At 44.2% G+C, this 24,492-nt stretch carries 26 protein-coding genes, 4 tRNA genes and 3 rRNA genes; 24 read left to right on the plus strand and 9 right to left on the minus strand.

The window, feature by feature from the left end:
* Positions 1-25: 25 nt before the first annotated feature.
* Both NST65_RS02770 and NST65_RS02775 read left to right on the plus strand, forming a co-directional pair.
* Complete coding sequence (locus NST65_RS02770) at positions 26-1,228, plus strand: tetracycline resistance MFS efflux pump (protein WP_034284096.1); 1,203 nt, start codon at positions 26-28, stop codon at positions 1,226-1,228.
* A 140-nt stretch (positions 1,229-1,368) separates the two neighbouring features.
* Positions 1,369-2,157, plus strand: a complete 789-nt coding sequence (locus tag NST65_RS02775) for a GNAT family N-acetyltransferase (RefSeq protein ID WP_342489302.1) — start codon at positions 1,369-1,371, stop codon at positions 2,155-2,157.
* Here the strand turns inward: NST65_RS02775 and NST65_RS02780 are convergent.
* Positions 2,149-2,622, minus strand: a complete 474-nt coding sequence (locus NST65_RS02780) for a GNAT family N-acetyltransferase (RefSeq protein WP_342489303.1) — start codon at positions 2,620-2,622, stop codon at positions 2,149-2,151. The two genes, NST65_RS02775 and NST65_RS02780, sit on opposite strands and share 9 nt — an antisense overlap.
* Positions 2,623-2,663: 41 nt before the next feature.
* On the opposite strand from NST65_RS02780, the gene NST65_RS02785 reads away from it, so the two are divergent.
* Positions 2,664-2,933: a YesK-like family protein gene (locus NST65_RS02785; RefSeq protein ID WP_034284090.1), complete on the plus strand. Its 270-nt coding sequence runs from the start codon at positions 2,664-2,666 to the stop codon at positions 2,931-2,933.
* On the opposite strand, the gene NST65_RS02790 is transcribed toward NST65_RS02785, so the two are convergent.
* The 3 genes from NST65_RS02790 to NST65_RS02800 all read right to left on the minus strand — a co-directional run bounded on the left by NST65_RS02790 (position 2,930) and on the right by NST65_RS02800 (position 4,553).
* Positions 2,930-3,469: a GNAT family protein gene (locus NST65_RS02790; RefSeq protein WP_211043804.1), complete on the minus strand. Its 540-nt coding sequence runs from the start codon at positions 3,467-3,469 to the stop codon at positions 2,930-2,932. The two genes, NST65_RS02785 and NST65_RS02790, sit on opposite strands and share 4 nt — an antisense overlap.
* Complete coding sequence (locus tag NST65_RS02795) at positions 3,466-3,861, minus strand: VOC family protein (protein WP_024425420.1); 396 nt, start codon at positions 3,859-3,861, stop codon at positions 3,466-3,468. The genes NST65_RS02790 and NST65_RS02795 overlap by 4 nt, the downstream gene beginning before the upstream one ends.
* Positions 3,862-3,929: 68 nt before the next feature.
* Positions 3,930-4,553, minus strand: coding sequence for a GNAT family N-acetyltransferase (locus NST65_RS02800; protein WP_342489304.1), 624 nt, complete (start codon positions 4,551-4,553; stop codon positions 3,930-3,932).
* Positions 4,554-4,702: 149 nt separating this feature from the next.
* Between NST65_RS02800 and NST65_RS02805 the strand changes: the two genes are divergently transcribed.
* The 6 genes from NST65_RS02805 to NST65_RS02830 all read left to right on the plus strand — a co-directional run bounded on the left by NST65_RS02805 (position 4,703) and on the right by NST65_RS02830 (position 8,778).
* Positions 4,703-5,254 (plus strand): TetR/AcrR family transcriptional regulator, encoded by a 552-nt coding sequence (locus tag NST65_RS02805; protein ID WP_144496834.1) that lies wholly within the window; start codon positions 4,703-4,705, stop codon positions 5,252-5,254.
* A gap of 77 nt (positions 5,255-5,331) precedes the next feature.
* Positions 5,332-5,874: a dihydrofolate reductase family protein gene (locus NST65_RS02810; protein ID WP_327825469.1), complete on the plus strand. Its 543-nt coding sequence runs from the start codon at positions 5,332-5,334 to the stop codon at positions 5,872-5,874.
* A gap of 109 nt (positions 5,875-5,983) precedes the next feature.
* Positions 5,984-6,457 carry a MarR family transcriptional regulator gene (locus NST65_RS02815; RefSeq protein ID WP_041116800.1) on the plus strand — a complete coding sequence of 158 codons (474 nt, stop codon included), beginning with the start codon at positions 5,984-5,986 and terminating at the stop codon, positions 6,455-6,457.
* Positions 6,441-7,064 carry a nitroreductase family protein gene (locus tag NST65_RS02820; RefSeq protein ID WP_070326732.1) on the plus strand — a complete coding sequence of 208 codons (624 nt, stop codon included), beginning with the start codon at positions 6,441-6,443 and terminating at the stop codon, positions 7,062-7,064. The genes NST65_RS02815 and NST65_RS02820 overlap by 17 nt, the downstream gene beginning before the upstream one ends.
* A 17-nt stretch (positions 7,065-7,081) precedes the next feature.
* Positions 7,082-8,134 (plus strand): LLM class flavin-dependent oxidoreductase, encoded by a 1,053-nt coding sequence (locus tag NST65_RS02825; RefSeq protein WP_024425426.1) that lies wholly within the window; start codon positions 7,082-7,084, stop codon positions 8,132-8,134.
* A 350-nt stretch (positions 8,135-8,484) separates the two neighbouring features.
* The gene (locus tag NST65_RS02830) at positions 8,485-8,778 is read left to right on the plus strand and encodes a hypothetical protein (RefSeq protein ID WP_041116804.1); all 294 of its coding nucleotides are present in this window, start codon (positions 8,485-8,487) and stop codon (positions 8,776-8,778) included.
* A gap of 33 nt (positions 8,779-8,811) precedes the next feature.
* Here the strand turns inward: NST65_RS02830 and NST65_RS02835 are convergent, their stop codons facing one another.
* A complete protein-coding gene (locus tag NST65_RS02835) occupies positions 8,812-9,375 on the minus strand; it encodes an XRE family transcriptional regulator (protein WP_342489305.1) in 564 nt (187 codons plus the stop codon).
* A 109-nt stretch (positions 9,376-9,484) separates the two neighbouring features.
* Here NST65_RS02835 and NST65_RS02840 point away from each other — a divergent pair, with 109 nt between their 5' ends.
* Positions 9,485-10,072 carry a LysE family transporter gene (locus NST65_RS02840; protein WP_075622433.1) on the plus strand — a complete coding sequence of 196 codons (588 nt, stop codon included), beginning with the start codon at positions 9,485-9,487 and terminating at the stop codon, positions 10,070-10,072.
* Positions 10,073-10,076: 4 nt separating this feature from the next.
* On the opposite strand, the gene NST65_RS02845 is transcribed toward NST65_RS02840, so the two are convergent.
* The gene (locus NST65_RS02845) at positions 10,077-10,628 is read right to left on the minus strand and encodes a GNAT family N-acetyltransferase (protein WP_111927685.1); all 552 of its coding nucleotides are present in this window, start codon (positions 10,626-10,628) and stop codon (positions 10,077-10,079) included.
* Positions 10,629-10,754: 126 nt separating this feature from the next.
* Between NST65_RS02845 and NST65_RS02850 the strand changes: the two genes are divergently transcribed.
* Both NST65_RS02850 and NST65_RS02855 read left to right on the plus strand, forming a co-directional pair.
* On the plus strand, positions 10,755-10,940 hold the full coding sequence (locus NST65_RS02850) for a CsbD family protein (RefSeq protein ID WP_034284069.1): 186 nt from the start codon (positions 10,755-10,757) through the stop codon (positions 10,938-10,940).
* Between the two features lie 148 nt (positions 10,941-11,088).
* A complete protein-coding gene (locus NST65_RS02855; protein ID WP_111927684.1) occupies positions 11,089-11,751 on the plus strand; it encodes an O-methyltransferase in 663 nt (220 codons plus the stop codon).
* Positions 11,752-11,787: 36 nt separating this feature from the next.
* Here the strand turns inward: NST65_RS02855 and NST65_RS02860 are convergent, their stop codons facing one another.
* Positions 11,788-12,114, minus strand: coding sequence for an AzlD domain-containing protein (locus NST65_RS02860; protein ID WP_034284067.1), 327 nt, complete (start codon positions 12,112-12,114; stop codon positions 11,788-11,790).
* Positions 12,111-12,836 carry an AzlC family ABC transporter permease gene (locus tag NST65_RS02865; protein WP_046314011.1) on the minus strand — a complete coding sequence of 242 codons (726 nt, stop codon included), beginning with the start codon at positions 12,834-12,836 and terminating at the stop codon, positions 12,111-12,113. Before NST65_RS02865 ends, NST65_RS02860 begins: the two co-directional genes overlap by 4 nt.
* 297 nt (positions 12,837-13,133) lie before the next feature.
* On the opposite strand from NST65_RS02865, the gene NST65_RS02870 reads away from it, so the two are divergent.
* Positions 13,134-14,009 (plus strand): DMT family transporter, encoded by an 876-nt coding sequence (locus NST65_RS02870; RefSeq protein ID WP_024425435.1) that lies wholly within the window; start codon positions 13,134-13,136, stop codon positions 14,007-14,009.
* 76 nt (positions 14,010-14,085) lie between these two features.
* On the plus strand, positions 14,086-15,105 hold the full coding sequence (locus NST65_RS02875) for a S66 peptidase family protein (RefSeq protein ID WP_024427786.1): 1,020 nt from the start codon (positions 14,086-14,088) through the stop codon (positions 15,103-15,105).
* A gap of 35 nt (positions 15,106-15,140) precedes the next feature.
* On the opposite strand, the gene gltP is transcribed toward NST65_RS02875, so the two are convergent.
* Positions 15,141-16,391, minus strand: a complete 1,251-nt coding sequence (gltP, locus tag NST65_RS02880) for a glutamate-aspartate/proton symporter GltP (RefSeq protein ID WP_024425437.1) — start codon at positions 16,389-16,391, stop codon at positions 15,141-15,143.
* A 369-nt stretch (positions 16,392-16,760) separates the two neighbouring features.
* On the opposite strand from gltP, the gene NST65_RS02885 reads away from it, so the two are divergent.
* The 10 genes from NST65_RS02885 (at position 16,761) to tsaB (ending at position 24,481) form a co-directional block, all read left to right on the plus strand.
* Positions 16,761-16,837, plus strand: a tRNA-Arg gene (locus NST65_RS02885).
* An 11-nt stretch (positions 16,838-16,848) separates the two neighbouring features.
* Positions 16,849-16,922 (plus strand) — tRNA-Gly (locus NST65_RS02890).
* A gap of 134 nt (positions 16,923-17,056) precedes the next feature.
* Positions 17,057-18,605, plus strand: a 16S ribosomal RNA gene (locus NST65_RS02895).
* Positions 18,606-18,787: 182 nt separating this feature from the next.
* Positions 18,788-21,718 (plus strand): 23S ribosomal RNA (locus NST65_RS02900).
* A gap of 61 nt (positions 21,719-21,779) precedes the next feature.
* Positions 21,780-21,895 (plus strand): 5S ribosomal RNA (rrf, locus tag NST65_RS02905).
* The 16S, 23S and 5S rRNA genes sit together here with 4 tRNA genes alongside, the layout of an rRNA operon.
* Before the next feature lie 18 nt (positions 21,896-21,913).
* Positions 21,914-21,990: transfer RNA gene (locus NST65_RS02910), tRNA-Met, on the plus strand.
* 4 nt (positions 21,991-21,994) lie between these two features.
* Positions 21,995-22,071, plus strand: a tRNA-Asp gene (locus tag NST65_RS02915).
* Between the two features lie 272 nt (positions 22,072-22,343).
* The gene (gene thiL / locus NST65_RS02920; RefSeq protein ID WP_342489306.1) at positions 22,344-23,321 is read left to right on the plus strand and encodes a thiamine-phosphate kinase; all 978 of its coding nucleotides are present in this window, start codon (positions 22,344-22,346) and stop codon (positions 23,319-23,321) included.
* A 13-nt stretch (positions 23,322-23,334) separates the two neighbouring features.
* Entirely contained in the window at positions 23,335-23,811 is a 477-nt protein-coding gene (tsaE, locus tag NST65_RS02925; RefSeq protein ID WP_034622161.1) for a tRNA (adenosine(37)-N6)-threonylcarbamoyltransferase complex ATPase subunit type 1 TsaE, read from the plus strand.
* Positions 23,792-24,481 (plus strand): tRNA (adenosine(37)-N6)-threonylcarbamoyltransferase complex dimerization subunit type 1 TsaB, encoded by a 690-nt coding sequence (gene tsaB, locus NST65_RS02930; protein ID WP_212052882.1) that lies wholly within the window; start codon positions 23,792-23,794, stop codon positions 24,479-24,481. The genes tsaE and tsaB overlap by 20 nt, the downstream gene beginning before the upstream one ends.
* Positions 24,482-24,492 lie beyond the last annotated feature (11 nt).

Consider the following 24,492-nt stretch of genomic DNA (forward strand, 5'->3'; position numbering starts at 1 on the left):
AGTCAGTAAAGGGGAAACAAACATCATGCAAAAACCGATTCGTGAGCAAAAAGCAGTACTCGTTATTTTATTAAGTAATATATTTATTGCGTTTTTAGGCATCGGTCTCATTATTCCTGTCATGCCGCTATTCATGAATGTCATGCATCTAACAGGAAGTACAATGGGATACCTTGTGGCGGCGTTTGCCGTTGCTCAGCTCATCGCATCACCTATTGCAGGTAGATGGGTAGACCGCTACGGAAGAAAGATTATGATTGTGTCTGGGCTGTTTCTATTCGCGTTATCAGAACTCGTTTTTGGTCTTGGTACACACGTGTATGTTCTGTATGTTGCAAGGCTTCTAGGCGGCATTAGTGCGGCATTTATTATGCCGGCTGTCACTGCGTATGTCGCAGATATTACGACCGTTCAAGAAAGATCAAAGGCGATGGGTTATGTCTCTGCAGCCATTAGTACCGGTTTTATCATTGGCCCGGGAATTGGCGGGTTTATTGCAGAATACGGCGTACGCCTGCCATTCTTCTTTGCGGCAGGGATTGCGTTTATTGCCGTTATTTCGTCTATGTTTATGCTGAAGGAGCCTTTAACAAAAGAAGAGCGAGCGAAGCAAATGAATGAAGTGAAAGAATCGACTTTCTTTAAAGATTTGAAAAAATCAATTCATCCAAGCTACCTCATCGCCTTTATCATTGTGTTTGTCCTCGCATTTGGACTATCTGCATATGAAACAGTCTTTAGCTTGTTCACAAATCATAAGTTTGGATTTGGTCCAAAAGATATTGCCGTGATCATTACCGTCAGCTCGATTGTGGCTGTCATCATACAAGTACTTGTGTTTGGTAAACTGGTAAATGCCCTAGGAGAAAAAAGAGTCATTCAGCTATGTCTGATTATCGGGGCTGTCCTTGCTTTCGTTTCAACTGTTGTTTCAGGCTTTTTGGTTGTTCTGATTGTCACATGTGTCATTTTCCTTGCCTTTGATTTATTACGTCCAGCATTAACGACCTTCTTATCTAAAATCGCTGGCAACCAGCAAGGATTTGTCGCAGGAATGAACTCCACCTACACAAGCCTAGGTACGATTTTCGGGCCGGCACTTGGCGGCATCTTATTTGACCAAAATATTCACTTCCCATTTCTATTCGCAGGTGTTGTCTTATTTCTTGGATTAGGCTTAACCCTGATTTGGAAGGGAAAAGTGTCAGAAGAGGCAGCGGCAGAATAATGTCATGCAGAAGTAAGAGACCTTTTAACTAAGGTCTCTTTTTTTAATTGCGTTATTGATGCAGAAGAATTCCTTTTGCTGAAAAGAGACCTGAATGTCAGCAGCTTTTTCTTTATAATGGAAGGAAAGGAGGAGAAATCGTGCATCTCTTAGAACGGCAAAAGACACCATCAATGAAAAAAGGAATTCGGCAGATTGATCCGGCATATCCAGTGTTTGTAGATGCGGTCATGGATGGTTTTATTCAAGGAAATCTTTATGTAGATAATGAAGCGCATCCGCTTGTTTATTTTCTCGAAGCTTCATGCGGCATTTATTATGTAGCAGGAAGGAGTGAAGCGGAGCTGTTACGCTGCTCAGCCTTTATCGTGGATGTGTACGAAAGGCAGAAAAGACAAAACGGCCGATTTACCATATTTTCAGCAAATCCATTAACAGATGCGATGATGAAAAAATGTCTTGGGTCACATCTGAATGAAATGGAAAGACATGCGTACGTTTATTCACAGGCATATTCTCATGCCGCTCAGCCTCATCAAGGCTATAGAGTAGAGCGGACAAATGAGCAGGTGATGACTGCAAGCAGGACTTTTCCTCCCAGCTATTACGAAGCCTATTGGGGAGAAACAGCTCGTTTTCTATCAATGGGAATCGGGATTGCCATTTTAGATGGAGAGAACGTGGTAAGTGAATGTGTCTCTATTTTTTCAAGTAAGGATCGTGCGGAGATAGATATTTGGACAGATGAAACATATCGAGGAAAAGGTTTGGCACTGCTGGCAGCTCAGCATATGATCAGCATCTGTCTTGAAAAAAAGAGGACACTGCACTGGGATTGCGATGTCCATCACCTAGCTTCAATCAAACTAGCAGAGAAGTTAGGCTTTCAGAGGCTCAAAACCTATCGATTGTTTTATGGTTCAAGATGAGAAGGTTTTGAGATACCAAGCATCCATTGCAGAATGCTCAGAGCCTTCAAGCGGTTCTGAAAGAAGAGAAAAGCCATACCGCTGATAAAGGCCTATAGCCGCTGTTAATTCCCGGCGGGTTTCTAAATAACACGCTTCGTAGTATGTAGAGGCATATTCCAGCGCCGTATCCATCAGTTTTTTGCCCGCACCTTTTCCTTGTGCTTTTGGACTTAAATAAAGCTTTTGTAATTCACATACTCCATTTGTAAATGGAGCAATCCCTACACCGCCCACAATCTCACCCTGCTCTTCAGCAATCCAATAGGCTGCATGAGTCAATGATTGATAGTATTCGAAAAGCTGGTCAAGTTGGGGGTCAGTGTAGGCTGTTCCTTCAATCGCTAGATTCGCTGATTCTAGTGAGCTGCGGATAATCGCTGCGATATACGGGTTGTCTTTTTGCTCAATGGGTCTAATGTTCATTTGAAGTACCTCCATTGTTATGGATTAGGAGTTGATATCACATGTTCTGGCTGCAAACCGCCTTTTTTACAATCGTTGTCTTGTGTCTCTCATGGTGGGCAGGGAAAAGACGCCGGCAGCGCCATGCGGGGTTCATTGTCCCTATATGCTTGATTTTATTTGGTTTGGTTTTATTGATTGTCAGTTTTTTTATTGGAAGATGGGAAGGCATGGCGCTTAGTCTAGCGAGTGTCTCTATCGTTCTATCTTCCATTATTTGTTTAATCATCGTCACTGGGATTCAATTTTTTAAAAAAGACGACTTTTCTTAAACAGGAGCATCTGTATTCATCATGTGGTTATATTCTTCACGAAGGATGCCCATGATGATGACATCTGAGTATGTACCGTTGAAATAGAGCGCTTGGCGTCTTTTTCCTTCATATTGAAATCCGGCTTTCTCATAGCTTCGAAAGGCCCTTGGATTGTGGGAAAAGACTTCAAGCTCAAGACGGTTGAGTTCTAATGTGTCAAAGGCAAATGCTTGAACCATACGAACCGCTTCAGTGCCATAGCCCTTTTGAAAATGCTCCGGTGCGTGAAGCGCAATGCGGAAGCTTGCCGTATGATTGAATGGATCAATGTCCACAATCGCCGCATCCCCAATCATCTCTTTCGTGTCTAGCAGACAAATAGCGAAATCTCGTCTGCTGTCATCTTGCAAAAAGCGGGTATAGGCGGAGCGGATTTCTTCTAGTGTGAACGTTTTGCGTGTGCCAGTCATATAAAGTGTCTCTGCATGCTGGCATCCTCTTTGAATACCAGGATAATCTTGCTCTTCAATCGGTCTCAAAAATATACGAGTCATGACGGATCACCCTCCTCTATATATCGAGAGATTTCAATTAAATTCAGATCAGGATCACGGATATAAACAGATTCAATAGGACCTAATGTACCGGTGCGTCTGACCGGCCCCTCTTCAATGGGGACCACTTGCTTCCGGAGGTGCAGCAGTAAACTGTCCATGTCTAAATCGGTGATAAAGCACAAATCATGAGATCCAGGAAGAGGATGAGCCGCTTTTGGCTCAAATTCATGACCAGCTTCATGGAGGTTGATCTTCTGTAAACCAAAACGAAGCGCTTTACGGCCTTCACCAAAAGTTTCTTCCTTCATCCCTAATACGTTTGTATAAAAGCGAATGGTGTCCTCCATATGTTGTACAGTCAACACGATATGATCAAGTCGTCGTATCATCAGTCTCTCCTCCAAGTATGATCATTGATTGAACTGACTCTATTATATCATCACCTGACGAGGATACCTTATTTAATCACGGTTTTATAGCTCCAGCTTTCCAAGGACATTTCCTTTCCGCGCAGTACCCTTTCATCAAACTCCATCCAGCCATTTTTCCGGTAGAACTGACGATTGGCCTCGTTGTGTGTCATCAGTGTGAACAGTCCGCCGCCTTGCCGGGCGATAAAGGGAAAAAGGCATTGCTTTAACATGCGGCTTCCGAGTTTTTTTCCTTGCTGGTCTTTTGCCACGACAAGTGCTTCTAAATACCAGTAAGGCTGCTTTAAGGAAGAACACGCTTTTTTGGCCTCTTTTAACACACGGAACACATGCTGAATCGCCGATATACCGCCAGTGAAGAGCAGCTTTAACCCACCTGACAGCACATAATCCATGACACCTGGTTCAGGAAGACGCGGATGCTTTAAAAGGGCAGCAGTCACAATTTTTTCGTTCTCAACCCCGACCAAACAGATTTGATGCTGAAAATACACCTTTGTATTGACCAAATGCAGCTGACGAGCGAAAGCAGACCGGTTTTTGACCTTTTCACATAATAGGTCAAAAAATGAATAGTCCTGAAACGAATCATCTAACAACTCTGCCACTTGAGGCAGTTCATCCTCTCTAGCAAGTCTGAAATGAAACATATGATGGTCCTCCTTTACTGAACACATATAGATTATTGAACATGTGTTGATTATAATAAGAAGTAAACCAATCGAACATCGGCAATGGATGAAATCCTGTTCATAAATAGACATTTGGCGCCTGATTGTTCAGCAATGGAGGGGATGTCATGAAGGATAGACGAACAATCAAAACAAAAAGAGCCATTCGGGAAAGCTTTCTTGAGCTGTTAAAGGAAAAGGAAGTGCAGCAGATTACGGTATCAGAGCTATCAAGGAAAGCGGATTTAGGCAGGGGAACCTTTTATTTGCACTATCAAGATGTGTTTGATTTATATGAACAGCTTGAGAAAGAACTATTCGATCAGCTCGGGGGATTATATGATGAAACCTTTCCAAGTCAGGACCCTCTTGATATGCTTTCCTTTTTAAACAAAACGACTGAGTACTTGAAAGAGAATCAATATATGTTGACGTTATTTGTAAAACCAAATGGCCCAACGACAAACCAATTCAAAGCATTTTTCAAAGAAAAAATCATGAAAGAGTGGCAGCTTGATCAGCGGCCGATTACAGAGAATGAGCAAATAGAGGCCTCTTTTGTCGTGTCTGGTGTCGTGGGTGTACTCGAGGAATGGATTCACGAAGAAATGACCATTGATGCCGGCAAGCTCGCGCATAAATTATACGAGCTTCTCCTCAAGGTGGAACAGAAATCGTAAAAAGTTATGTAGCCTTTGTCTTTCCTTTTTGATAAAATAGAATATATGTTCTTATTTGAAGTGAGGGAGTGGTGGGATTGAGTGAGAAAAGGAAGCTGCTTTTTTATGGGGCGATGAGTATCGATGGATATTTAGCGAGAGAGGATCACCGGCTCGATTGGCTGATAGGGACAGAGGGCGAAGAAGAAACGAGCTATGACACCTTTTATGCGTCAGTCGATACGCTGATTATGGGGCGCAATACATATGAACAAGTTCTTCAGCTGTCACCAGATGAGTTTCCTTATGAAGGAAAGACATGTTATATCATGTCACGTACTTTACAAGACAGTCTGGAAGGAACCCATATCATTCGCGAAGATGTCTTATCATTTGTGAAAAAATTAAAGAATGAAACAGGCCGGAATATTTGGATTGTCGGCGGCGGGGGACTGCTTCAATCTTGCATACAAGCAAGATTGGTTGATGAGCTTTTTCTTCAAATCGTACCTGTCATGATTGGAAGAGGAATTCCTCTATTTTCACCGGCGGATCTGGAATTTAGGTTTTCATTACAGGGAGTACATCAATACAAGCAAATTGCTGAAATGCATTTTATCTTAAAAGAAGAGGATCACTGAATCAAGGTGGTCTTTTTTTTTATGAAATAAACTCGTTGACAAGAAAATATCCTAGTGTTAGGATAAATTTATCCTAGTTTTAGGATTTCTTGAAAAAGGAGTAGTTGCCATGGTGCAGCATGATCATGAATTAGATTTAAGGCTATTCCGCGTGTGGATGAAAGCCTATCAAGCCCTTTTTACAAATATCCAAAAAGACATTGAACGTTATGATATCGGATTTGAAAACTTTCAGATCCTTGAATTGCTTTACAGTAAAGGGCCTCAGCCTGTTCAAAAAATTAGCGACATCCTGTCAATCCCAAGTGGAAGCATGACATATGTCGTGAACAAACTAGAAAAACAAGAACTGGTGAAAAGACAATGTGCGCCTTCAGATAAGCGGGTCTTTCATGTACGGCTGACGGAAAAAGGGAAGCAATTGTTTGACGACATTTTCCCTAAACACACAGAGGTCATTTCACAAAATCTAGCCTTTATTGAAAAAGAAGAAAAAGAGCAGCTCATTGAATTACTGAAAAAAATCGGTTTAGGTGCAAAACAACTTCGCGAAAAGGGGAAACAAGATGACACTCAGCTTTGATACGTTGGTACGTGAAAGACGATCCGCATCAAATTTTTTGCCAAATATCTCGATTTCGAGAGAAGAGCTTAACAGCATATTTGAAGAGGTCAAGCTGGCACCATCCGCTTTTAACTTACAGCATACACAATATATTGTCGTCCAAACAGAAGAGCTGAAAGAACAAGTAAGAGAAGCGGCATTTGGACAATATAAAGTGCACTCTGCTTCAGCAGCGATCATCGTACTCGGAGATCCAAAAGCTTATGAGCACGCAGGGAACATATATGAAGGCCTAAAAATGCTAGGCATTATCAATGCGCAGCAATATGAAGAAATGGTCAGAGAGACCGTGAGCTTTTATGTGCAGAGAGGAGCCGATTTCCAGAAGGAAGAGGCGATCCGCAATGCTTCATTATCTGCCATGCTGTTTATGCTTGCCGCTAAAAATAAAGGCTGGGATACTTGCCCGATGATCGGTTTTGATCCCGAAGCAATGAAAAAGGTATTAAACATTCAATCAGATTTGGTTCCTGTGTTAATGATTACACTCGGAAAAGAAAAAGTAGAGAGCAGACAAGCGAGAGGCTATAGAAAACCAGTTTCTGAATTTGTGACATATTTATAAGATAGGGGGTTCCCATCATGGAACTAGGAATTAGTACATTTGTTGAAACAACACCCGATTTTCAAACAGGAAAAACAGTCAGTCACGCACAGCGTATTCGAGAAGTAGTAGAAGAAATTATTTTAGCAGATCAAGTCGGTCTCGATGTATTTGGCGTAGGTGAGCATCACCGTGAGGATTTCGCCGCATCGAATCCAGCTGTCGTCTTAGCGGCTGCAGCCACACAAACAAAAAATATTCGTCTGACAAGTGCAGTGACAGTTCTTTCATCAGCAGATCCTGTTCGTGTATTTCAGGATTTTGCAACGCTGGATGGACTATCAAACGGACGTGCAGAAATTATGGCAGGCCGTGGTTCATTTATTGAATCATTCCCGCTCTTTGGCTATGACCTGGATGACTATGAAGAATTATTTGAAGAAAAGCTTGATTTGCTGCTCAAATTACAGCAGTCAGAGCGTGTCACATGGAGCGGAAAGCATCGCCCATCCATTCAGGATGTTGGCGTGTATCCAAGACCTGTTCAAGATCCGCTTCCAATCTGGATAGGCAGTGGAGGTAACCGTGAATCTGTTGTACGTGCTGGATTACTAGGGTTACCGCTTGTACTCGCAATCATTGGCGGAAGTCCTAGACAGTTCGCACCGCTCGTTCAGCTGTACAAGCAAGCGGCAGTGCACGCTGGACATGACCCTGAGAAATTAACTGTAGCATCACATTCTCATGGATTTGTTGCGGCAGAAACAGACCTGGCAGCAGATCAATTCTTCCCATCTACACAGCATGTGATGAACACATTAGCGAGAGAGCGAGGCTGGGGACCTTATACTCGTTCTACGTTTGATGCAGCCAGAACTTTAGAAGGCGCGCTGTATGTAGGAGATCCAGATACCGTGGCAGAGAAAGTTATTCACCTTAGAAAAAATGTAGGCATCACACGTTTTATGCTTCATGTACCGGTTGGTTCAATGCCGCATGATCAAGTGCTAAAAGCCATTGAGCTATTTGGAAAAGAAGTGGCTCCTAAAGTAAGAGAAGAGGTTGCCCGCTGGGAAGCAGAGCAAAAATAAATAAAAAGGCCGATCAAGAGAATAGGCTTGATCGGCTTTTTCTTATGCTTAAGGATCAATGACACATGGTTTCACTGTAGGACATGAGGCGGCAGAAGCAAATGGTGTGGTCGTCAAAGTGAAGAGGAAAACAAGTTGAAAACAGATGAGCCATTTTTTCATGAAATCACCTCCGTTCACAATTGTTTCACTAGATTGAGATGAGGATAAAAGCATAGAAGTATGTAACACGCTCTATCCAGCATAAGACAATGATATCATAATTTTCAAAAGAATGAAAAAATAAACTTACAAAAGTTCTAAATTATGGTATAGTTTATACGTTCAACAAAAAAGGGAGGGATTTTTTTATGAAAAAGGTCATGTCTTCTGTTTTGGTTGGAGCAATTGTCTTAACGGGTGCTGGAGTCACAACTGCTCCAGTGGAAGCAAAGGAGCGAACAAACAGTGAAATAACGGCTCAGGCCAGTCGAACTGTTTCAGTAACAAGAACATATACGACATCAAACATCCCAGAAAGTATTGTATATGCAGAGGATGGCTGGGTGGGGATTTTAAAACAAACCTCTATTAAAGAATTAGGATTAGGAAAATATAGTGTCACATTTACTGGAACAGTGGTACGCGATCCGGGATTTAATTAAATAAAACGCAAAGCTGACAGGTGGACAAGCCTGTCAGCTTTTTTCATGAGGATAATAAAGAATCATTTGCATTCGGACCATTTGTTCCCCGGTTTGTTGATACGTGTGCGTCCGGTCCGCTTTAAAACGAATAGAGTCTCCGGCTTTTAAGGTGTATTGTTCATCACCAATGGATAAATCAAGGACTCCCTCAAAAACAGTGATCAATTCCTCTGTTCCCCCAATGTGTTCACTCACACGAAGTGACCCGCCTCGATCAATTTCCACTCGGTACATTTCAAATTTCCCCCGGTCATCAAAAGGAAAAGTCGTGTACACACGATATCGGCCGTCGTCCTCAGTTAAAACCTGTGCATCTTCCTTGCGTACTACCTTGATTTCAGGCTGCGGTGAGTGAATGAGCTCACTAAAAGATACTTTTAATCCGTTGGCGATTTTCCACAAAGTCGTGATGGTAGGGGTTGATTCTCCTCTTTCAATTTGTCCAATCATGGTCTTGCTGACACCAGTTAATTCTGCCATCTTTTCGAGGCTCAATTTTTTTTGATCTCTAAGTAGCCTCACATTTTTAGAAATAATCGATTGTACGTCTTCCATGAAAAAACTCCTTTCTCTATTTACTTTATAAAGACCGAACGTTACAATAAAACGCAACATACGCAATAAAGTAATTAAAGTCTATATAACGTATAAGGGAGGCGGCATTTTGATTGTATCTATGTTGATTTATGCTTTTGTTAGCAGCTTTACCCCAGGGCCCAACAACATCATGGCCATGGTCTTTACGAATAAATATGGGGTCAAGCAAACATTTCGCTTTTGTTTAGGTGTGGGGATCGGATTTCTCGTTATTTTGTGTTTGAGCTGTTTCTTTAATATCATTCTTTATCAAGTGATGCCGAAAATAGGCTGGGTTATGGCGTTCATCGGAGCTGCATACATGATTTATTTAGCGGTCAAAATCATGAAAAGTAAAGGCGGGGATGACGAAACACTTGATCGCTACAATCATTTTATCCCTGGTATGATGCTGCAATTTATCAACCCAAAAGCGATCTTGTATGGATTGACTGTGATTTCAACATTTGTTTTGCCATATGGACAATCTAATATGCAGTATGTCATATGGACGCTGATTCTCGCACTCATTGGCTTTCTCGGTACATTCAGCTGGAGCTTATTTGGCTCTTTGTATAAGCGTTTTTTGACTGCTTACGAAAAACCGTTCCAGTATGTGATGGGGCTGCTTCTGATATACAGTGCGATTTCAATGATATGGGGCTATGTGATGTAAGTAGTCAGGAGCTTGGCCGCTGTCTGCCCATCACAACAGTATCATAATATAATCCGTCATTCAGCCGTTTATCGTTTTTTAATACGCCTTCAATCAAAAAGCCGTGGTTCTCATATAACCGAATGGCTTTTTTGTTCGTTTCCAGCACTTGAAGTGACATCTTCTGAATACCCTGCTGATCTGCCCAGTCGATCGAAGCGGCTAAAAGCTCTTTCCCGATGTGATAGCCCCAAGCATCTTTCTGGATGGCGACGCCAAATGTCACTTTGTGAGCAGATCGCTTGAGTAAATGGCCCTCGCATCTTGAAAAACCGACAATTTTTCCTTCAATAGCAGCGACCAAAAATAAATGCCGGCTTTGTTTAGTATCCTCTTGAATCAAAGCCTCAAATGCTTTTTCATCAAGAAAGGCTTCGCCTGGTTCACGGTCTAAATATTCTGTTTCACCATCGATTTTCAGTCTGAGAGCTGATAACTGCTTGGCATCAGCCGCTGAAGCGGACCGAATATGATAGGTCAACCCACGAACTGTGAAAATCTTTTTAGAGATGATCATTAATGAGAACACCCACCCTTCTTTCCAGTATGTCTATCATACCTGAAACGTGTACATCGCACACTCAGATGTTTTGTATCTTTCAAAAAGGCTAAATGAATAGTATCAAACGTGGAGGTGGAAAAAATGAGTAAAGAAAAAGGACATATGGATAAAGCGAAAGGAAAAACAAATCAAGTCAAAGGTCAAGTCAAAGAAAAGCTTGGTGAAGCAGCCGATCATCAAAACTTGAAAGCAGAAGGGAAAAAGGATCAAGCAAAAGGAAAGCTTCAAGATAAAAAAGGGGATGTCAAAAATAAGCTGAACGAGTAGAACCGAAACTAGTAGGTTGCTTCATGTATTTCTCATCACATGTCTTTCATCAAAAAAATGAATAGATATGTGAAAAGAATTGATTATACGCTCTCACGATCATCATGTAGACTTGAGAGAGAAGACATAATCAAGGGAGATGGATGAAATGGAGCACGTGTGGGAGAAAGTCGACGAGTATATCACAGACAAGTTGATTCCTAAAGATGATGTATTGGAGCAAGCCCTTACTCATAATAAGCAAGCGGGTCTGCCAGAAATTGATGTGTCACCAGCCCAAGGGAAAATGCTTTATTTATTAGCAAAAACGAAGAATGCAAAGCGCATTTTAGAAATCGGGACACTCGGTGGATACAGTACTATTTGGCTGGCACGTGCTCTTGAGGAGGATGGGGAACTCATCACGTTAGAGGCTGTCAGCCATCATGTACAGATCGCACAGCAAAACATCAGCAGAGCGGGCTTATCGGAACGGGTGAGCATTTTGGAAGGAAAGGCATTAGATACGTTATCTCAGTTAAAAGAGAAGGCTGCGCTTCCATTCGATTTCATTTTCATTGATGCAGATAAACCGAACAATCCGAAATATCTGAAGTGGGCGTTAGATTTCTCGAAAAAGGGAACAGTCATTATTGCAGACAATGTCGTCAGAAATGGTGCAGTCCTTCATGACTCTGATGAGGATGAACGAGTACAAGGAACTCGTGAATTTTTCGATTTACTCAAACAAGAGCCGAGAATAGAGGCAACAGCGATTCAAACTGTTGGGGAAAAAGGTTATGATGGATTTGTATACGGAATCGTCAAATGAAACAAAGCTTAACCACATGTGGTTAAGCTTTTTCTTTTAGAAAAACCATCTAGCAGTGCCCATCAGCATGACGCCGACAAGAACAGTAAGTGACAAGCTTTTTGTCCAAACAGCAATGAGTACAGTAGGAGTCAAGACAGCCAGATACATCCAGTGGATAGTGACGCCTGTGCCTGTTGTTGTATGGATGAAGAGATGCTCTGCAATCAAAGCTGCAAAGATACAAATAGGAATAAACGATAACCATTTCAGCACCACTTCAGGCAGCTGAATACTCCGTACAAATATAAAGGGTACGACTCTCGGAATGACGGTGACGATCATACAACCAACAATGAGCCATAACATAAAGCTGCTGATCATTTATCTGTCACCACCCCAATGGTTGCGACAAGTACAGTAGCTATGAGAACAGCCACATGTGATGGAACAAAATGAAGCAGAACAAACATGGCAACGACCATATACAAGACAAGCGACAGGCGATGAGTTAACTTATTTTTGGGTACTGTCTGTAACGAAAGGACTAGCAGTGCGGCAAACATCGCTGATAAAGCAAAATCAAGACCAAGCGCTTCAGGATTTGAAATCCAGTGTCCAAAAATGCCGCCAATTATGCAGGCTGCAATCCAGCATAAATACGCCGTTATGTTCAGTCCGTGCATCCACCTGTTATTCAGCTTTCCTTGCTGCGCTAATTTATTCATCGCTACACCGAAGGATTCATCAGTCAGCAAAAGACCGAACCCAATATTTTGTTTCACAGAGTAGCGTGTAAAATGAGGAGCAAGCGTCAGGCTGAGCAATAAATGACGCAGATTCACAATAAATGTGGTGAAAATAATAGCAGAAAGGGGACTCCCTGTCACAAGCAGTGCACAGATAATAAACTGTGAAGCACCTGCGTAAATAAAAATCGATAAAAGCGCAATGTCCCATATACTTAACTGGGCGCTAATTCCAACAATTCCGAAGGCAAACCCAATACTCATATAACCGAGCAGGGTTGGCACACAATCTTTTATTCCCTCAAGAAACGGTTCATGTTCCGTGCTGGGAATGTGTTTCCTCGCTTCAATATCCAACGTCCTCTACTCCTTTTCTCCGTGGCCACCTATAGTTTTACTTACTATATGAAAACGAATTCAGCATGTCAATACCCGTTTATCTTCTATTATATGAAGAAAAATGGTGACAAAAAAGGATTGAAGTCAACCAGAATTTGTTATAAAGTAGTCTGAAAATAAAAATAAATGAGGTGACGACAATGCTATGGAAGCCTTTATTTGAACATGATGTACCAAACACCCTCCGTCCATAACGGAGAGTGATCTCCGTTTGTGGATATGGCGATCAATATATCCAGTAACGGAGGGGAAAAGATGAAGGAAAAATATATAGGCGCCCTTTACCTAGCAATCGCTGCAAGTATTTGGGGCGGCATGTACGTTGTTGTCAAAGTAACAGTAGCGGTGGTTCCGCCGCTTGAGCTTGTATGGATGAGATATGCTGTAGCAGGAATCGTGCTGGTGTGCACCATTTGGCGCTTGGGCTATTCCTTTCGATTAGATAAAAAAGATATCCCGCTTGTTGTCATGATCGGATTGATCGGAAATTTCCTATCAATTGTGACCCAAGAAATTGGCACCATGTATACGTCGGCACAAATGGGGGCTGTGATCACATCTGCGACCCCTGCTTTTATGGTGCTGTTTGCTTTCTTTCTATTAAAAGAAGCCATGACTGTTCGAAAGTGCGCATCCATCCTGCTTGCTACAGCAGGTGTATGGCTCATGATTGGACCAGTCGCAGTGCACTCAGATGAATTTGTTGGCGGTCTTTCATTAGTTTTCGCTGCTTTAACTTGGGCACTGATGTCTGTTTTGCTGAAACGAGTTCCAGGAAAATACCCTCAAGTTGTGACGACCACATATGCGATCATCATTGCATTCATTGTCTTAACACCAGCTGTTTTATTTCGCTTACCTCATCTAGATGTGGAGCAGATGGCAAGGCCAGAGATTTGGGGCGGCATTCTCTATCTAGGCATCATCTCAACAGCTCTAGCATTCTTTTTGTGGAATAGAGGGCTTCAATTGATGGATGCCTCGAGCGGCGGTCTGTTCTTTTTCTTTCAACCGATCGTAGGGGCAGCTCTCGGCTGGCTGCTTTTAGGTGAAGAGATGGGGATACGCTCATTCATTGGGATTCTATGTATCTTTGCAGGAGTCTATACTGTACTGCGTCAAAAGGAATAAGAAGAGATGTCCCTTATAAAAGGGGCATTTTCTTTAAAATGGACAGGGAAGAGAGTAGAGGTTGGGGGGAAGCAGAATGATACAATTTCCGCATTTGCAAAAAGGACAAACAATTGGCGTCACAGCACCTTCCTCAGGTGTACAGCCATCTTTGCATGACATGTTTCAGCTTTCATGTGAACGAATGAAACATAGAGGATACGATGTCATATGTGGAGAGACTGTCTGGCAGCAGGAAAAGGCAAAATCTGCCCCTGCGATAGAACGAGCAAACGAACTTCAGTACATGATGACATGTGAGGAGATTGACCACATCATCCCACCATGGGGAGGACAGCTGCTTATGGAAGTGTTAGAGCACCTTGATTTCTCATCCATGCAAAAAAAGTGGATTCTAGGTTACTCAGATACGAGTGCACTCCTGCTGGCGCTCACATTAAAAACAGGCATTGCCACAGCGCATGGACCGAACTTAGTCGATCTAAGAGGAGAAGAGCTTGATCAAACGACTGCCATGTGGGAGCGAACACTTTCCGCAAAAGGGGAGACGGAGATAACCCAGTTTTCTTCATCTATGTATCAAAAGGAATGGCAGCATGACAACCCGAGTAAACATGTCTTTCATTTAACAGAACCTACCGCTTGGCATACGGTTGATCAACAAGAAAAGATGGTAAAGGGCAGACTGCTAGGTGGCTGCATTGATGTCATACGTCATTTAGCAGGGACACCTTATGGGGACGTCAAAACTTTTCAGAAAACATTCATAAAAGATGAACCGATTCTCTGGTATTTCGAAAACTGCGAATTAAATGCTGCAAGCGTGAAGAGATCGCTTGTTCAATTAAAACTAGCAGGTTGGTTTGATCACTGTTCAGGTATGATGTTTGGGCGTAGTGCAGTAAATGTGCCTGTTGAAGGGTATCAGTATCAGGATGTATATGAAGAATTACAAAAGGAATTACAAATCCCCATTTTTTACGACATAGATTGTGGGCATGTCCCGCCGCAAATGACGCTGATTAATGGGGCATATGCAGAAGTACAGCTGCATCCTCAAGGAAAAGCCGTACTAAAGCAAACATTTTTAGCATAAAAAAGGAAAGGGCGAACCCTTTCCTTCATATCACATTACATCCCTTTTGTTTCTTCACCTGCTTTTGGAACTTCCCACGCCGACTCACGGAATACTTTTTCCCATTTAGATACAACAATACATGCAACGGCATGCCCTGGAACATTCACGCCTGTTCGTGCCATATCCATAATTCGGTCAACACCGGCTATGATGGCAACGCCTTCTGCGGGAAGACCGACAGCATGAGCGGTTGCCAAAAGAACAACGAGTGAACCGGATGGCACAGCTGCAATACCTTTACTCGTTAACACAAGAACAAGCATCATTAAAAGCTGCTGTGACAGACTCATGTCGACACCAAACGCTTGTGCAAGAAATACGCAGGCAACCGATAAATATAAACTTGATCCATCGCAATTGAGAGAAAGACCAGATGGAATCACAAAGGAAACGATTCTTTTTGGACACCCGTATTTCTCCATTCGTTCCATCAATTGAGGAAGGACAGTTTCAGTACTCGTAGTAGAGAAGGCAACAAGGAACAAATCCCAAATCATTTTTAATACTTCGAAGTAGTTAAAACGGAAGATCAGTGCGACCAGAGGGAATAAAGCAAAGAGAATAATGAATAATCCTAAAAATACTGTTCCGACAAGCTTCATCATTGGGATTAATAAAACAATGCCATATTGGCCGACAGAAGCAGCCATTAATGCAAGAACCCCAATAGGTGCTGTCACCATCACCATCTGTGTGAGCTTAAACATAATTTGTGCCACTGATTCAAAGAAGGTGAGAACAGGAGCAGAGGCTTTACCGATTCCGCTTGCCGCTACACCAAATAAGATGGCGAAGAAAATGACAGCAAGTAAATCATTCTGAGCCATAACATCGACGATATTGGTTGGAATGATATCTAATACCATTTGTTTAAAGTCAACGACCTTCTCCGTATAACCATCTAATTCCCCAATATCTTTCTTAGCTAATTTAGAGAAATCGAGGCCAACGCCAGGCTTTAGCCCATTTGCCAATAATAGCCCGATCCCAAGAACAATGGTTGTGATGACCTCAAACCAAATGATCGTCTTTAATCCAAGGCTGCCCATTTTCTTCATGCCGCCGCTGCCGGCTGCACCAATAACAATGGTAGAGAACACGATTGGAACAACGATCATTTTAATCAGCCTGATGAATCCATCTCCAATTGGCCTGAGGGCCATTCCGAAGTCAGGGAAGAAATGGCCGATAAGAGCTCCTATCACCAAAGCGATCATGATTTGAAAAGCGATAAACTTTTTCATCATCTCTTACCTCCTTTAAATGCTTGGAAAAATATTAAGAATTTTCCAATAAATAAAAATTCTATGTGGCCATGTTTTGTCCTCCTTTGTATTTAGAAAGATTTTATTTAAGAATCATTGGAATTATGAAGAAAGAGAAGAAAATAGGGCTATTACATGTCTATTGATCTAAGAAAAAATCAATTTTAAAAAACATGAAACTTTTTTAGAAAAATGTATTGACCCTTTTATATGATTCATGGTATATTTTTATTCGTCGCTGATGACGTATTTGAAACACAGACGTTCACACACATGCGGCAAACAAATTTCAAAAAGATGTTGACTTAATAAAAACGATATGTTAAGATAATTAAGTCGCCTGATTAAGCGCCCGTAGCTCAATTGGATAGAGCGTTTGACTACGGATCAAAAGGTTAGGGGTTCGACTCCTCTCGGGCGCGCCAATACAAACCACGCGGGTGTAGTTTAGTGGTAAAACCTCAGCCTTCCAAGCTGATGTCGTGAGTTCGATTCTCATCACCCGCTCCATTTTTGAACATGATCTTTGAAAACTAAACAAGACAAAACGTACCTGTTAATTCGAGTTTTTATAAAAAAATCCTATGATACTTCATAGGTAGTCAGTCAAACGCTGATGAAAAACAAAACTTCGGTTTTGTACTTTTTCGGAGAGTTTGATCCTGGCTCAGGACGAACGCTGGCGGCGTGCCTAATACATGCAAGTCGAGCGGACAGAAGGGAGCTTGCTCCCGGATGTTAGCGGCGGACGGGTGAGTAACACGTGGGTAACCTGCCTGTAAGACTGGGATAACTCCGGGAAACCGGAGCTAATACCGGATAGTTCCTTGAACCGCATGGTTCAAGGATGAAAGACGGTTTCGGCTGTCACTTACAGATGGACCCGCGGCGCATTAGCTAGTTGGTGGGGTAATGGCTCACCAAGGCGACGATGCGTAGCCGACCTGAGAGGGTGATCGGCCACACTGGGACTGAGACACGGCCCAGACTCCTACGGGAGGCAGCAGTAGGGAATCTTCCGCAATGGACGAAAGTCTGACGGAGCAACGCCGCGTGAGTGATGAAGGTTTTCGGATCGTAAAGCTCTGTTGTTAGGGAAGAACAAGTGCGAGAGTAACTGCTCGCACCTTGACGGTACCTAACCAGAAAGCCACGGCTAACTACGTGCCAGCAGCCGCGGTAATACGTAGGTGGCAAGCGTTGTCCGGAATTATTGGGCGTAAAGGGCTCGCAGGCGGTTTCTTAAGTCTGATGTGAAAGCCCCCGGCTCAACCGGGGAGGGTCATTGGAAACTGGGAAACTTGAGTGCAGAAGAGGAGAGTGGAATTCCACGTGTAGCGGTGAAATGCGTAGAGATGTGGAGGAACACCAGTGGCGAAGGCGACTCTCTGGTCTGTAACTGACGCTGAGGAGCGAAAGCGTGGGGAGCGAACAGGATTAGATACCCTGGTAGTCCACGCCGTAAACGATGAGTGCTAAGTGTTAGGGGGTTTCCGCCCCTTAGTGCTGCAGCTAACGCATTAAGCACTCCGCCTGGGGAGTACGGTCGCAAGACTGAAACTCAAAGGAATTGACGGGGGCCCGCACAAGCGGTGGAGCATGTGGTTTAATTCGAAGCAACGCGAAGAACCTTACCAGGTCTTGACATCCTCTGACAACCCTAGAGATAGGGCTTTCCCTTCGGGGACAGAGTGACAGGTGGTGCATGGTTGTCGTCAGCTCGTGTCGTGAGATGTTGGGTTAAGTCCCGCAACGAGCGCAACCCTTGATCTTAGTTGCCAGCATTCAGTTGGGCACTCTAAGGTGACTGCCGGTGACAAACCGGAGGAAGGTGGGGATGACGTCAAATCATCATGCCCCTTATGACCTGGGCTACACACGTGCTACAATGGACAGAACAAAGGGCTGCAAGACCGCAAGGTTTAGCCAATCCCATAAATCTGTTCTCAGTTCGGATCGCAGTCTGCAACTCGACTGCGTGAAGCTGGAATCGCTAGTAATCGCGGATCAGCATGCCGCGGTGAATACGTTCCCGGGCCTTGTACACACCGCCCGTCACACCACGAGAGTTTGCAACACCCGAAGTCGGTGAGGTAACCTTTATGGAGCCAGCCGCCGAAGGTGGGGCAGATGATTGGGGTGAAGTCGTAACAAGGTAGCCGTATCGGAAGGTGCGGCTGGATCACCTCCTTTCTAAGGATATATGGAGCAGCGTACGTTTTCGTCTTGTTTAGTTTTGAAGGATCATTCCTTCAAAACATGTCTCTAGCGAGACAGGATTGTTCTTTGAAAACTAGATAACAATAAGTAATACATTCACATTGAATGCAATGCAAAGTTCATCACACATAGTGATTCTTTCTAAAGTAAGAAATGGTTAAGTTAGAAAGGGCGCACGGTGGATGCCTTGGCACTAGGAGCCGATGAAGGACGGGACGAACACCGATATGCTTCGGGGAGCTGTAAGCAAGCTTTGATCCGGAGATTTCCGAATGGGGAAACCCACTGCTCGTAATGGAGTAGTATCCATACTTGAATACATAGAGTATGAGAAGGCATACCCGGGGAACTGAAACATCTAAGTACCCGGAGGAAGAGAAAGCAAATGCGATTCCCTGAGTAGCGGCGAGCGAAACGGGAACAGCCCAAACCAAGAGGCTTGCCTCTTGGGGTTGTAGGACACTCTATACGGAGTTACAAAGGAATGATATAAGCGAAGAGGTCTGGAAAGGCCCGCCAAAGAAGGTAACAGCCCTGTAACTGAAATGTCATTCTCTCCAGAGTGGATCCTGAGTACGGCGGAACACGTGAAATTCCGTCGGAATCCGGGAGGACCATCTCCCAAGGCTAAATACTCCCTAGTGACCGATAGTGAACCAGTACCGTGAGGGAAAGGTGAAAAGCACCCCGGAAGGGGAGTGAAATAGATCCTGAAACCGTGTGCCTACAAGTAGTCAGAGCCCGTTAACGGGTGATGGCGTGCCTTTTGTAGAATGAACCGGCGAGTTACGATCCCGTGCAAGGTTAAGCAGAAGATGCGGAGCCGCAGCGAAAGCGAGTCTGAATAGGGCGCATGAGTACGTGGTCGTAGACCCGAAACCAGGTGATCTACCCATGTCCAGGGTGAAGTTCAGGTAACACTGAATGGAGGCCCGAACCCACGCACGTTGAAAAGTGCGGGGATGAGGTGTGGGTAGGGGTGAAATGCCAATCGAACCTGGAGATAGCTGGTTCTCTCCGAAATAGCTTTAGGGCTAGCCTCAAGGTAAGAGTCTCGGAGGTAGAGCACTGATTGGACTAGGGGCCCCTACCGGGTTACCGAATTCAGTCAAACTCCGAATGCCGATGACTTATCCTTGGGAGTCAGACTGCGAGTGATAAGATCCGTAGTCGAAAGGGAAACAGCCCAGACCGCCAGCTAAGGTCCCAAAGTATACGTTAAGTGGAAAAGGATGTGGAGTTGCTTAGACAACCAGGATGTTGGCTTAGAAGCAGCCACCATTTAAAGAGTGCGTAATAGCTCACTGGTCGAGTGACTCTGCGCCGAAAATGTACCGGGGCTAAACGTATCACCGAAGCTGCGGACTGTTCTTACGAACAGTGGTAGGAGAGCGTTCTAAGGGCTGTGAAGCCAGACCGGAAGGACTGGTGGAGCGCTTAGAAGTGAGAATGCCGGTATGAGTAGCGAAAGACGGGTGAGAATCCCGTCCACCGAATGCCTAAGGTTTCCTGAGGAAGGCTCGTCCGCTCAGGGTTAGTCGGGACCTAAGCCGAGGCCGAAAGGCGTAGGCGATGGACAACAGGTTGATATTCCTGTACCACCTCCTCACCATTTGAGCAATGGGGGGACGCAGGAGGATAGGGTAAGCGCGGTATTGGATATCCGCGTCCAAGCAGTTAGGCTGGGAAATAGGCAAATCCGTTTCCCGTAAAGGCTGAGCTGTGATGGCGAGCGAAATTTAGTAGCGAAGTTCCTGATTCCACACTGCCAAGAAAAGCCTCTAGCGAGGTGAGAGGTGCCCGTACCGCAAACCGACACAGGTAGGCGAGGAGAGAATCCTAAGGTGATCGAGAGAACTCTCGTTAAGGAACTCGGCAAAATGACCCCGTAACTTCGGGAGAAGGGGTGCTTCTTAGGGTGTTAAAGCCCCGAGAAGCCGCAGTGAATAGGCCCAGGCGACTGTTTAGCAAAAACACAGGTCTCTGCGAAGCCGTAAGGCGAAGTATAGGGGCTGACGCCTGCCCGGTGCTGGAAGGTTAAGAGGAGCGCTTAGCGTAAGCGAAGGTGCGAATTGAAGCCCCAGTAAACGGCGGCCGTAACTATAACGGTCCTAAGGTAGCGAAATTCCTTGTCGGGTAAGTTCCGACCCGCACGAAAGGCGCAACGATCTGGGCACTGTCTCAACGAGAGACTCGGTGAAATTATAGTACCTGTGAAGATGCAGGTTACCCGCGACAGGACGGAAAGACCCCGTGGAGCTTTACTGCAGCCTGATATTGAATGTTGGTACAGCTTGTACAGGATAGGTAGGAGCCTTGGAAACCGGAGCGCTAGCTTCGGTGGAGGCATCGGTGGGATACTACCCTGGCTGTATTGACCTTCTAACCCGCTGCCCTTATCGGGCAGGGAGACAGTGTCAGGTGGGCAGTTTGACTGGGGCGGTCGCCTCCTAAAATGTAACGGAGGCGCCCAAAGGTTCCCTCAGAATGGTTGGAAATCATTCGCAGAGTGTAAAGGCACAAGGGAGCTTGACTGCGAGACCTACAAGTCGAGCAGGGACGAAAGTCGGGCTTAGTGATCCGGTGGTTCCGCATGGAAGGGCCATCGCTCAACGGATAAAAGCTACCCCGGGGATAACAGGCTTATCTCCCCCAAGAGTCCACATCGACGGGGAGGTTTGGCACCTCGATGTCGGCTCATCGCATCCTGGGGCTGTAGTCGGTCCCAAGGGTTGGGCTGTTCGCCCATTAAAGCGGTACGCGAGCTGGGTTCAGAACGTCGTGAGACAGTTCGGTCCCTATCCGTCGCGGGCGCAGGAAATTTGAGAGGAGCTGTCCTTAGTACGAGAGGACCGGGATGGACGCACCGCTGGTGTACCAGTTGTTCTGCCAAGGGCATCGCTGGGTAGCTATGTGCGGACGGGATAAGTGCTGAAAGCATCTAAGCATGAAGCCCCCCTCAAGATGAGATTTCCCATTCCGCAAGGAAGTAAGATCCCTGAAAGATGATCAGGTTGATAGGTCTGAGGTGGAAGCGTGGTGACACGTGGAGCTGACAGATACTAATAGATCGAGGACTTAACCTATATTCTATTGTGAAGTTTGAACATTGTTATCTAGTTTTGAGAGAACATTCTCTCCATCAGGTTTGGTGGCGATAGCGAAGAGGTCACACCCGTTCCCATACCGAACACGGAAGTTAAGCTCTTCAGCGCCGATGGTAGTTGGGGGTTTCCCCCTGTGAGAGTAGGACGCCGCCAAGCTTGTTATCTTTATATCATCGCGGGGTGGAGCAGTTCGGTAGCTCGTCGGGCTCATAACCCGAAGGTCGCAGGTTCAAATCCTGCCCCCGCAACCAAAATGGTCCGGTAGTTCAGTTGGTTAGAATGCCTGCCTGTCACGCAGGAGGTCGCGGGTTCGAGTCCCGTCCGGACCGCCATTTTTATGACTTGTAAACGAAAACGTATAGTTTCGTTTTTTTTTATGTCTTTTTCTTTCTAGAAGTACCCAAGATGCAATGAAATGATATGTGTTTGGCTACAATATAAGAAGAAAAGATAGATTATTTCAACTCAGCCTGGTTTTTTCACACCAGGCTTTCTTTATATCATTTTTAGTTGGAACTGAGACTTATATTCGCTACACTAATACTAAATGTGTTTGACCTCATGTCTACTTAACCAATTGATTGCAAGAAGGGGCTGTCTTTTTATGGATGAATTTGATCTTATTCGCCGAATCACACCAAAAGATACATATCAGCGCTCTTTGATCATGGGCATCGGTGATGATGCAAGTGTTTATCAACCTCATTCACATTGTGAAGAGGTCGTTTGTGTTGATACAATGGTGGAGCATGTTCATTTTCGTTTTGACTTTTCAACACCATTTGAAGTTGGCTTTAAAGCACTGGCAGTCAATGTCAGTGACATCGCTGCAATGGGAGGGACCCCAAAATATTATCTTGTTTCAATTGCGATCCCTCCTCATGGTGATGAGACAATTGTTACGGAGCTTTACGAGGGAATGAAAGCGTTGGCTGACTCTTATCATATGGATTTGATTGGTGGAGATACAGTGGCCACCCGCAGTGACTTTGTCATTACCGTGACGGTCATTGGTGAGGTTTCAAAGGGAAAAGCTTGTTATCGCCACAGTGCTCAGACTGGAGACATTGTCTTTGTCACAGGTGAACTTGGTTCATCAGCTGCTGGGTTATCAATCTTAATGAACGAAGCAGCCCCTTCTAAGGCGGTCGATGCTGATTTTTTTCTTAAGCGTCATAAAATGCCTCAGCCTCATATTGCTGCTGGACACATTTGTTCAAGTTTCCCGCGGGTTACCTTGAATGATGTGAGTGATGGATTAGCGAGTGAGTTGAATGAGATAGCCGAAGCGAGCTGTGTGATGATCGAGATAGAAGCTGATAAGCTTCCAATTCATCCAGATTTACAGGTGCTGCGCAAAGACTGGCTTGAATGGGTGTTGTTTGGGGGAGAAGATTTTGTTTTAACTGGTACGATACCAGAATGTGATTGGGAAAGCTTTGGATCGCAATGTCAAAAAGAAGGCATTCAGATCACACGTATTGGACAAGTCAAAGATGATCAAGCAGCCAGTGTTATGTTAAAAGACAATGATCAACAAACAATGTTAATGAAAAAAGGATATAATCATTTTAAGAAATGAGGTGACATCAACGGTGAAATTAACATGGACGACAAAAGGTGCGGATGAGACGAAACGAATTGCCGCTGCATTGGCCAAACTTGTGATGCCAGGCGATGTATTGACATTAGAAGGAGATTTAGGTGCAGGTAAAACCACTTTTTCAAAAGGTTTTGCGGAAGGCTTAGGAATTACCCGTATCGTCAACAGCCCCACCTTTACAATTATTAAAGAATATACCGATGGCAGACTGCCACTATATCATATGGACGTGTACCGCATGGAAGATGCAGAAGAAGAGATCGGCCTCGAAGAATATTTTGAGGGTGAAGGTGTATGCTTGGTTGAATGGGCACATCTTATTGAACCTCAATTGCCTTCTTCCTATTTAAAAATTGAAATGCTGAGAACAGAACGTGAAGAAGAACGGCATCTCACGTTTGATGCAAAAGGGGAGCGTTATGAGACCCTTTGTAAGGAGATGAAAAAATTTGACCATACTGGCCATTGATACATCAAACCATACACTAGGAATTGCTCTTGTAAGAGACTTCACTGTGATTGGGGAGAGCATTACGTATATAAAAAAGAACCATTCCGTCCGAGCGATGCCTACTGTTGAAGCATTGATGAAAGAATGTGGTGTATCACCAAGCGAACTAAGCAAAATCGTTGTAGCAAAAGGACCTGGTTCTTACACTGGCGTCAGAATCGGTGTTACCATCGCAAAAACACTTGCGTGGACGCTGTCTATCCCGATATCAGCTGTTTCGAGTTTAGAAACACTTGCAGCAAATGGCCAATATTTTGATGGATATATCTCACCTTTATTTGATGCGAGAAGAGGCCAAGTTTATACCGGACTATATATGTTTGAAAAGGGTAAGATCAAAGAGGTAGAACCAGATCAAAATATCCTGCTCACGGATTGGCTTCATGAACTGAAGCAGACAGGAAAGCCTGTTCTATTTCTTGGACAAGATGTGCATCTTCATGAAGAGAGCATTCGCTCCATTTTAGGAGAAACGGCTGTACTGGCAGAGGGGACATTTCATAACCCAAGACCTTCAGTGCTTGCATTTTTAGGCGCAGATCGTCCTGCTGAAGATGTCCATCAGCTTGTTCCTAACTATATTCGTTTGGCAGAAGCGGAAGTGAAATGGCTTGAAGGACAAAAATAATCTTCACATAG

It is taken from the genome of Bacillus sp. FSL P4-0248 (assembly GCF_038593305.1).
Classification (GTDB): Bacteria; Bacillota; Bacilli; order Bacillales; family Bacillaceae; genus Bacillus; species Bacillus safensis.

Coding starts and splice junctions, on each gene's coding strand:
- NST65_RS02770 (WP_034284096.1), top strand. CDS start 26: ATGCAAAAACCGATTCGTGAGCAAAAAGCAGTACTCGTTATTTTATTA.
- NST65_RS02780 (WP_342489303.1), bottom strand. CDS start 2,622: ATGAACATTAGACCCATTGAGCAAAAAGACAACCCGTATATCGCAGCG.
- NST65_RS02785 (WP_034284090.1), top strand. CDS start 2,664: ATGTTCTGGCTGCAAACCGCCTTTTTTACAATCGTTGTCTTGTGTCTC.
- NST65_RS02790 (WP_211043804.1), bottom strand. CDS start 3,469: ATGACTCGTATATTTTTGAGACCGATTGAAGAGCAAGATTATCCTGGT.
- NST65_RS02795 (WP_024425420.1), bottom strand. CDS start 3,861: ATGATACGACGACTTGATCATATCGTGTTGACTGTACAACATATGGAG.
- NST65_RS02800 (WP_342489304.1), bottom strand. CDS start 4,553: ATGTTTCATTTCAGACTTGCTAGAGAGGATGAACTGCCTCAAGTGGCA.
- NST65_RS02805 (WP_144496834.1), top strand. CDS start 4,703: ATGAAGGATAGACGAACAATCAAAACAAAAAGAGCCATTCGGGAAAGC.
- NST65_RS02815 (WP_041116800.1), top strand. CDS start 5,984: ATGGTGCAGCATGATCATGAATTAGATTTAAGGCTATTCCGCGTGTGG.
- NST65_RS02820 (WP_070326732.1), top strand. CDS start 6,441: ATGACACTCAGCTTTGATACGTTGGTACGTGAAAGACGATCCGCATCA.
- NST65_RS02825 (WP_024425426.1), top strand. CDS start 7,082: ATGGAACTAGGAATTAGTACATTTGTTGAAACAACACCCGATTTTCAA.
- NST65_RS02830 (WP_041116804.1), top strand. CDS start 8,485: ATGAAAAAGGTCATGTCTTCTGTTTTGGTTGGAGCAATTGTCTTAACG.
- NST65_RS02835 (WP_342489305.1), bottom strand. CDS start 9,375: ATGGAAGACGTACAATCGATTATTTCTAAAAATGTGAGGCTACTTAGA.
- NST65_RS02845 (WP_111927685.1), bottom strand. CDS start 10,628: ATGATCATCTCTAAAAAGATTTTCACAGTTCGTGGGTTGACCTATCAT.
- NST65_RS02850 (WP_034284069.1), top strand. CDS start 10,755: ATGAGTAAAGAAAAAGGACATATGGATAAAGCGAAAGGAAAAACAAAT.
- NST65_RS02855 (WP_111927684.1), top strand. CDS start 11,089: ATGGAGCACGTGTGGGAGAAAGTCGACGAGTATATCACAGACAAGTTG.
- NST65_RS02860 (WP_034284067.1), bottom strand. CDS start 12,114: ATGATCAGCAGCTTTATGTTATGGCTCATTGTTGGTTGTATGATCGTC.
- NST65_RS02870 (WP_024425435.1), top strand. CDS start 13,134: ATGAAGGAAAAATATATAGGCGCCCTTTACCTAGCAATCGCTGCAAGT.
- NST65_RS02875 (WP_024427786.1), top strand. CDS start 14,086: ATGATACAATTTCCGCATTTGCAAAAAGGACAAACAATTGGCGTCACA.
- gltP (WP_024425437.1), bottom strand. CDS start 16,391: ATGAAAAAGTTTATCGCTTTTCAAATCATGATCGCTTTGGTGATAGGA.
- thiL (WP_342489306.1), top strand. CDS start 22,344: ATGGATGAATTTGATCTTATTCGCCGAATCACACCAAAAGATACATAT.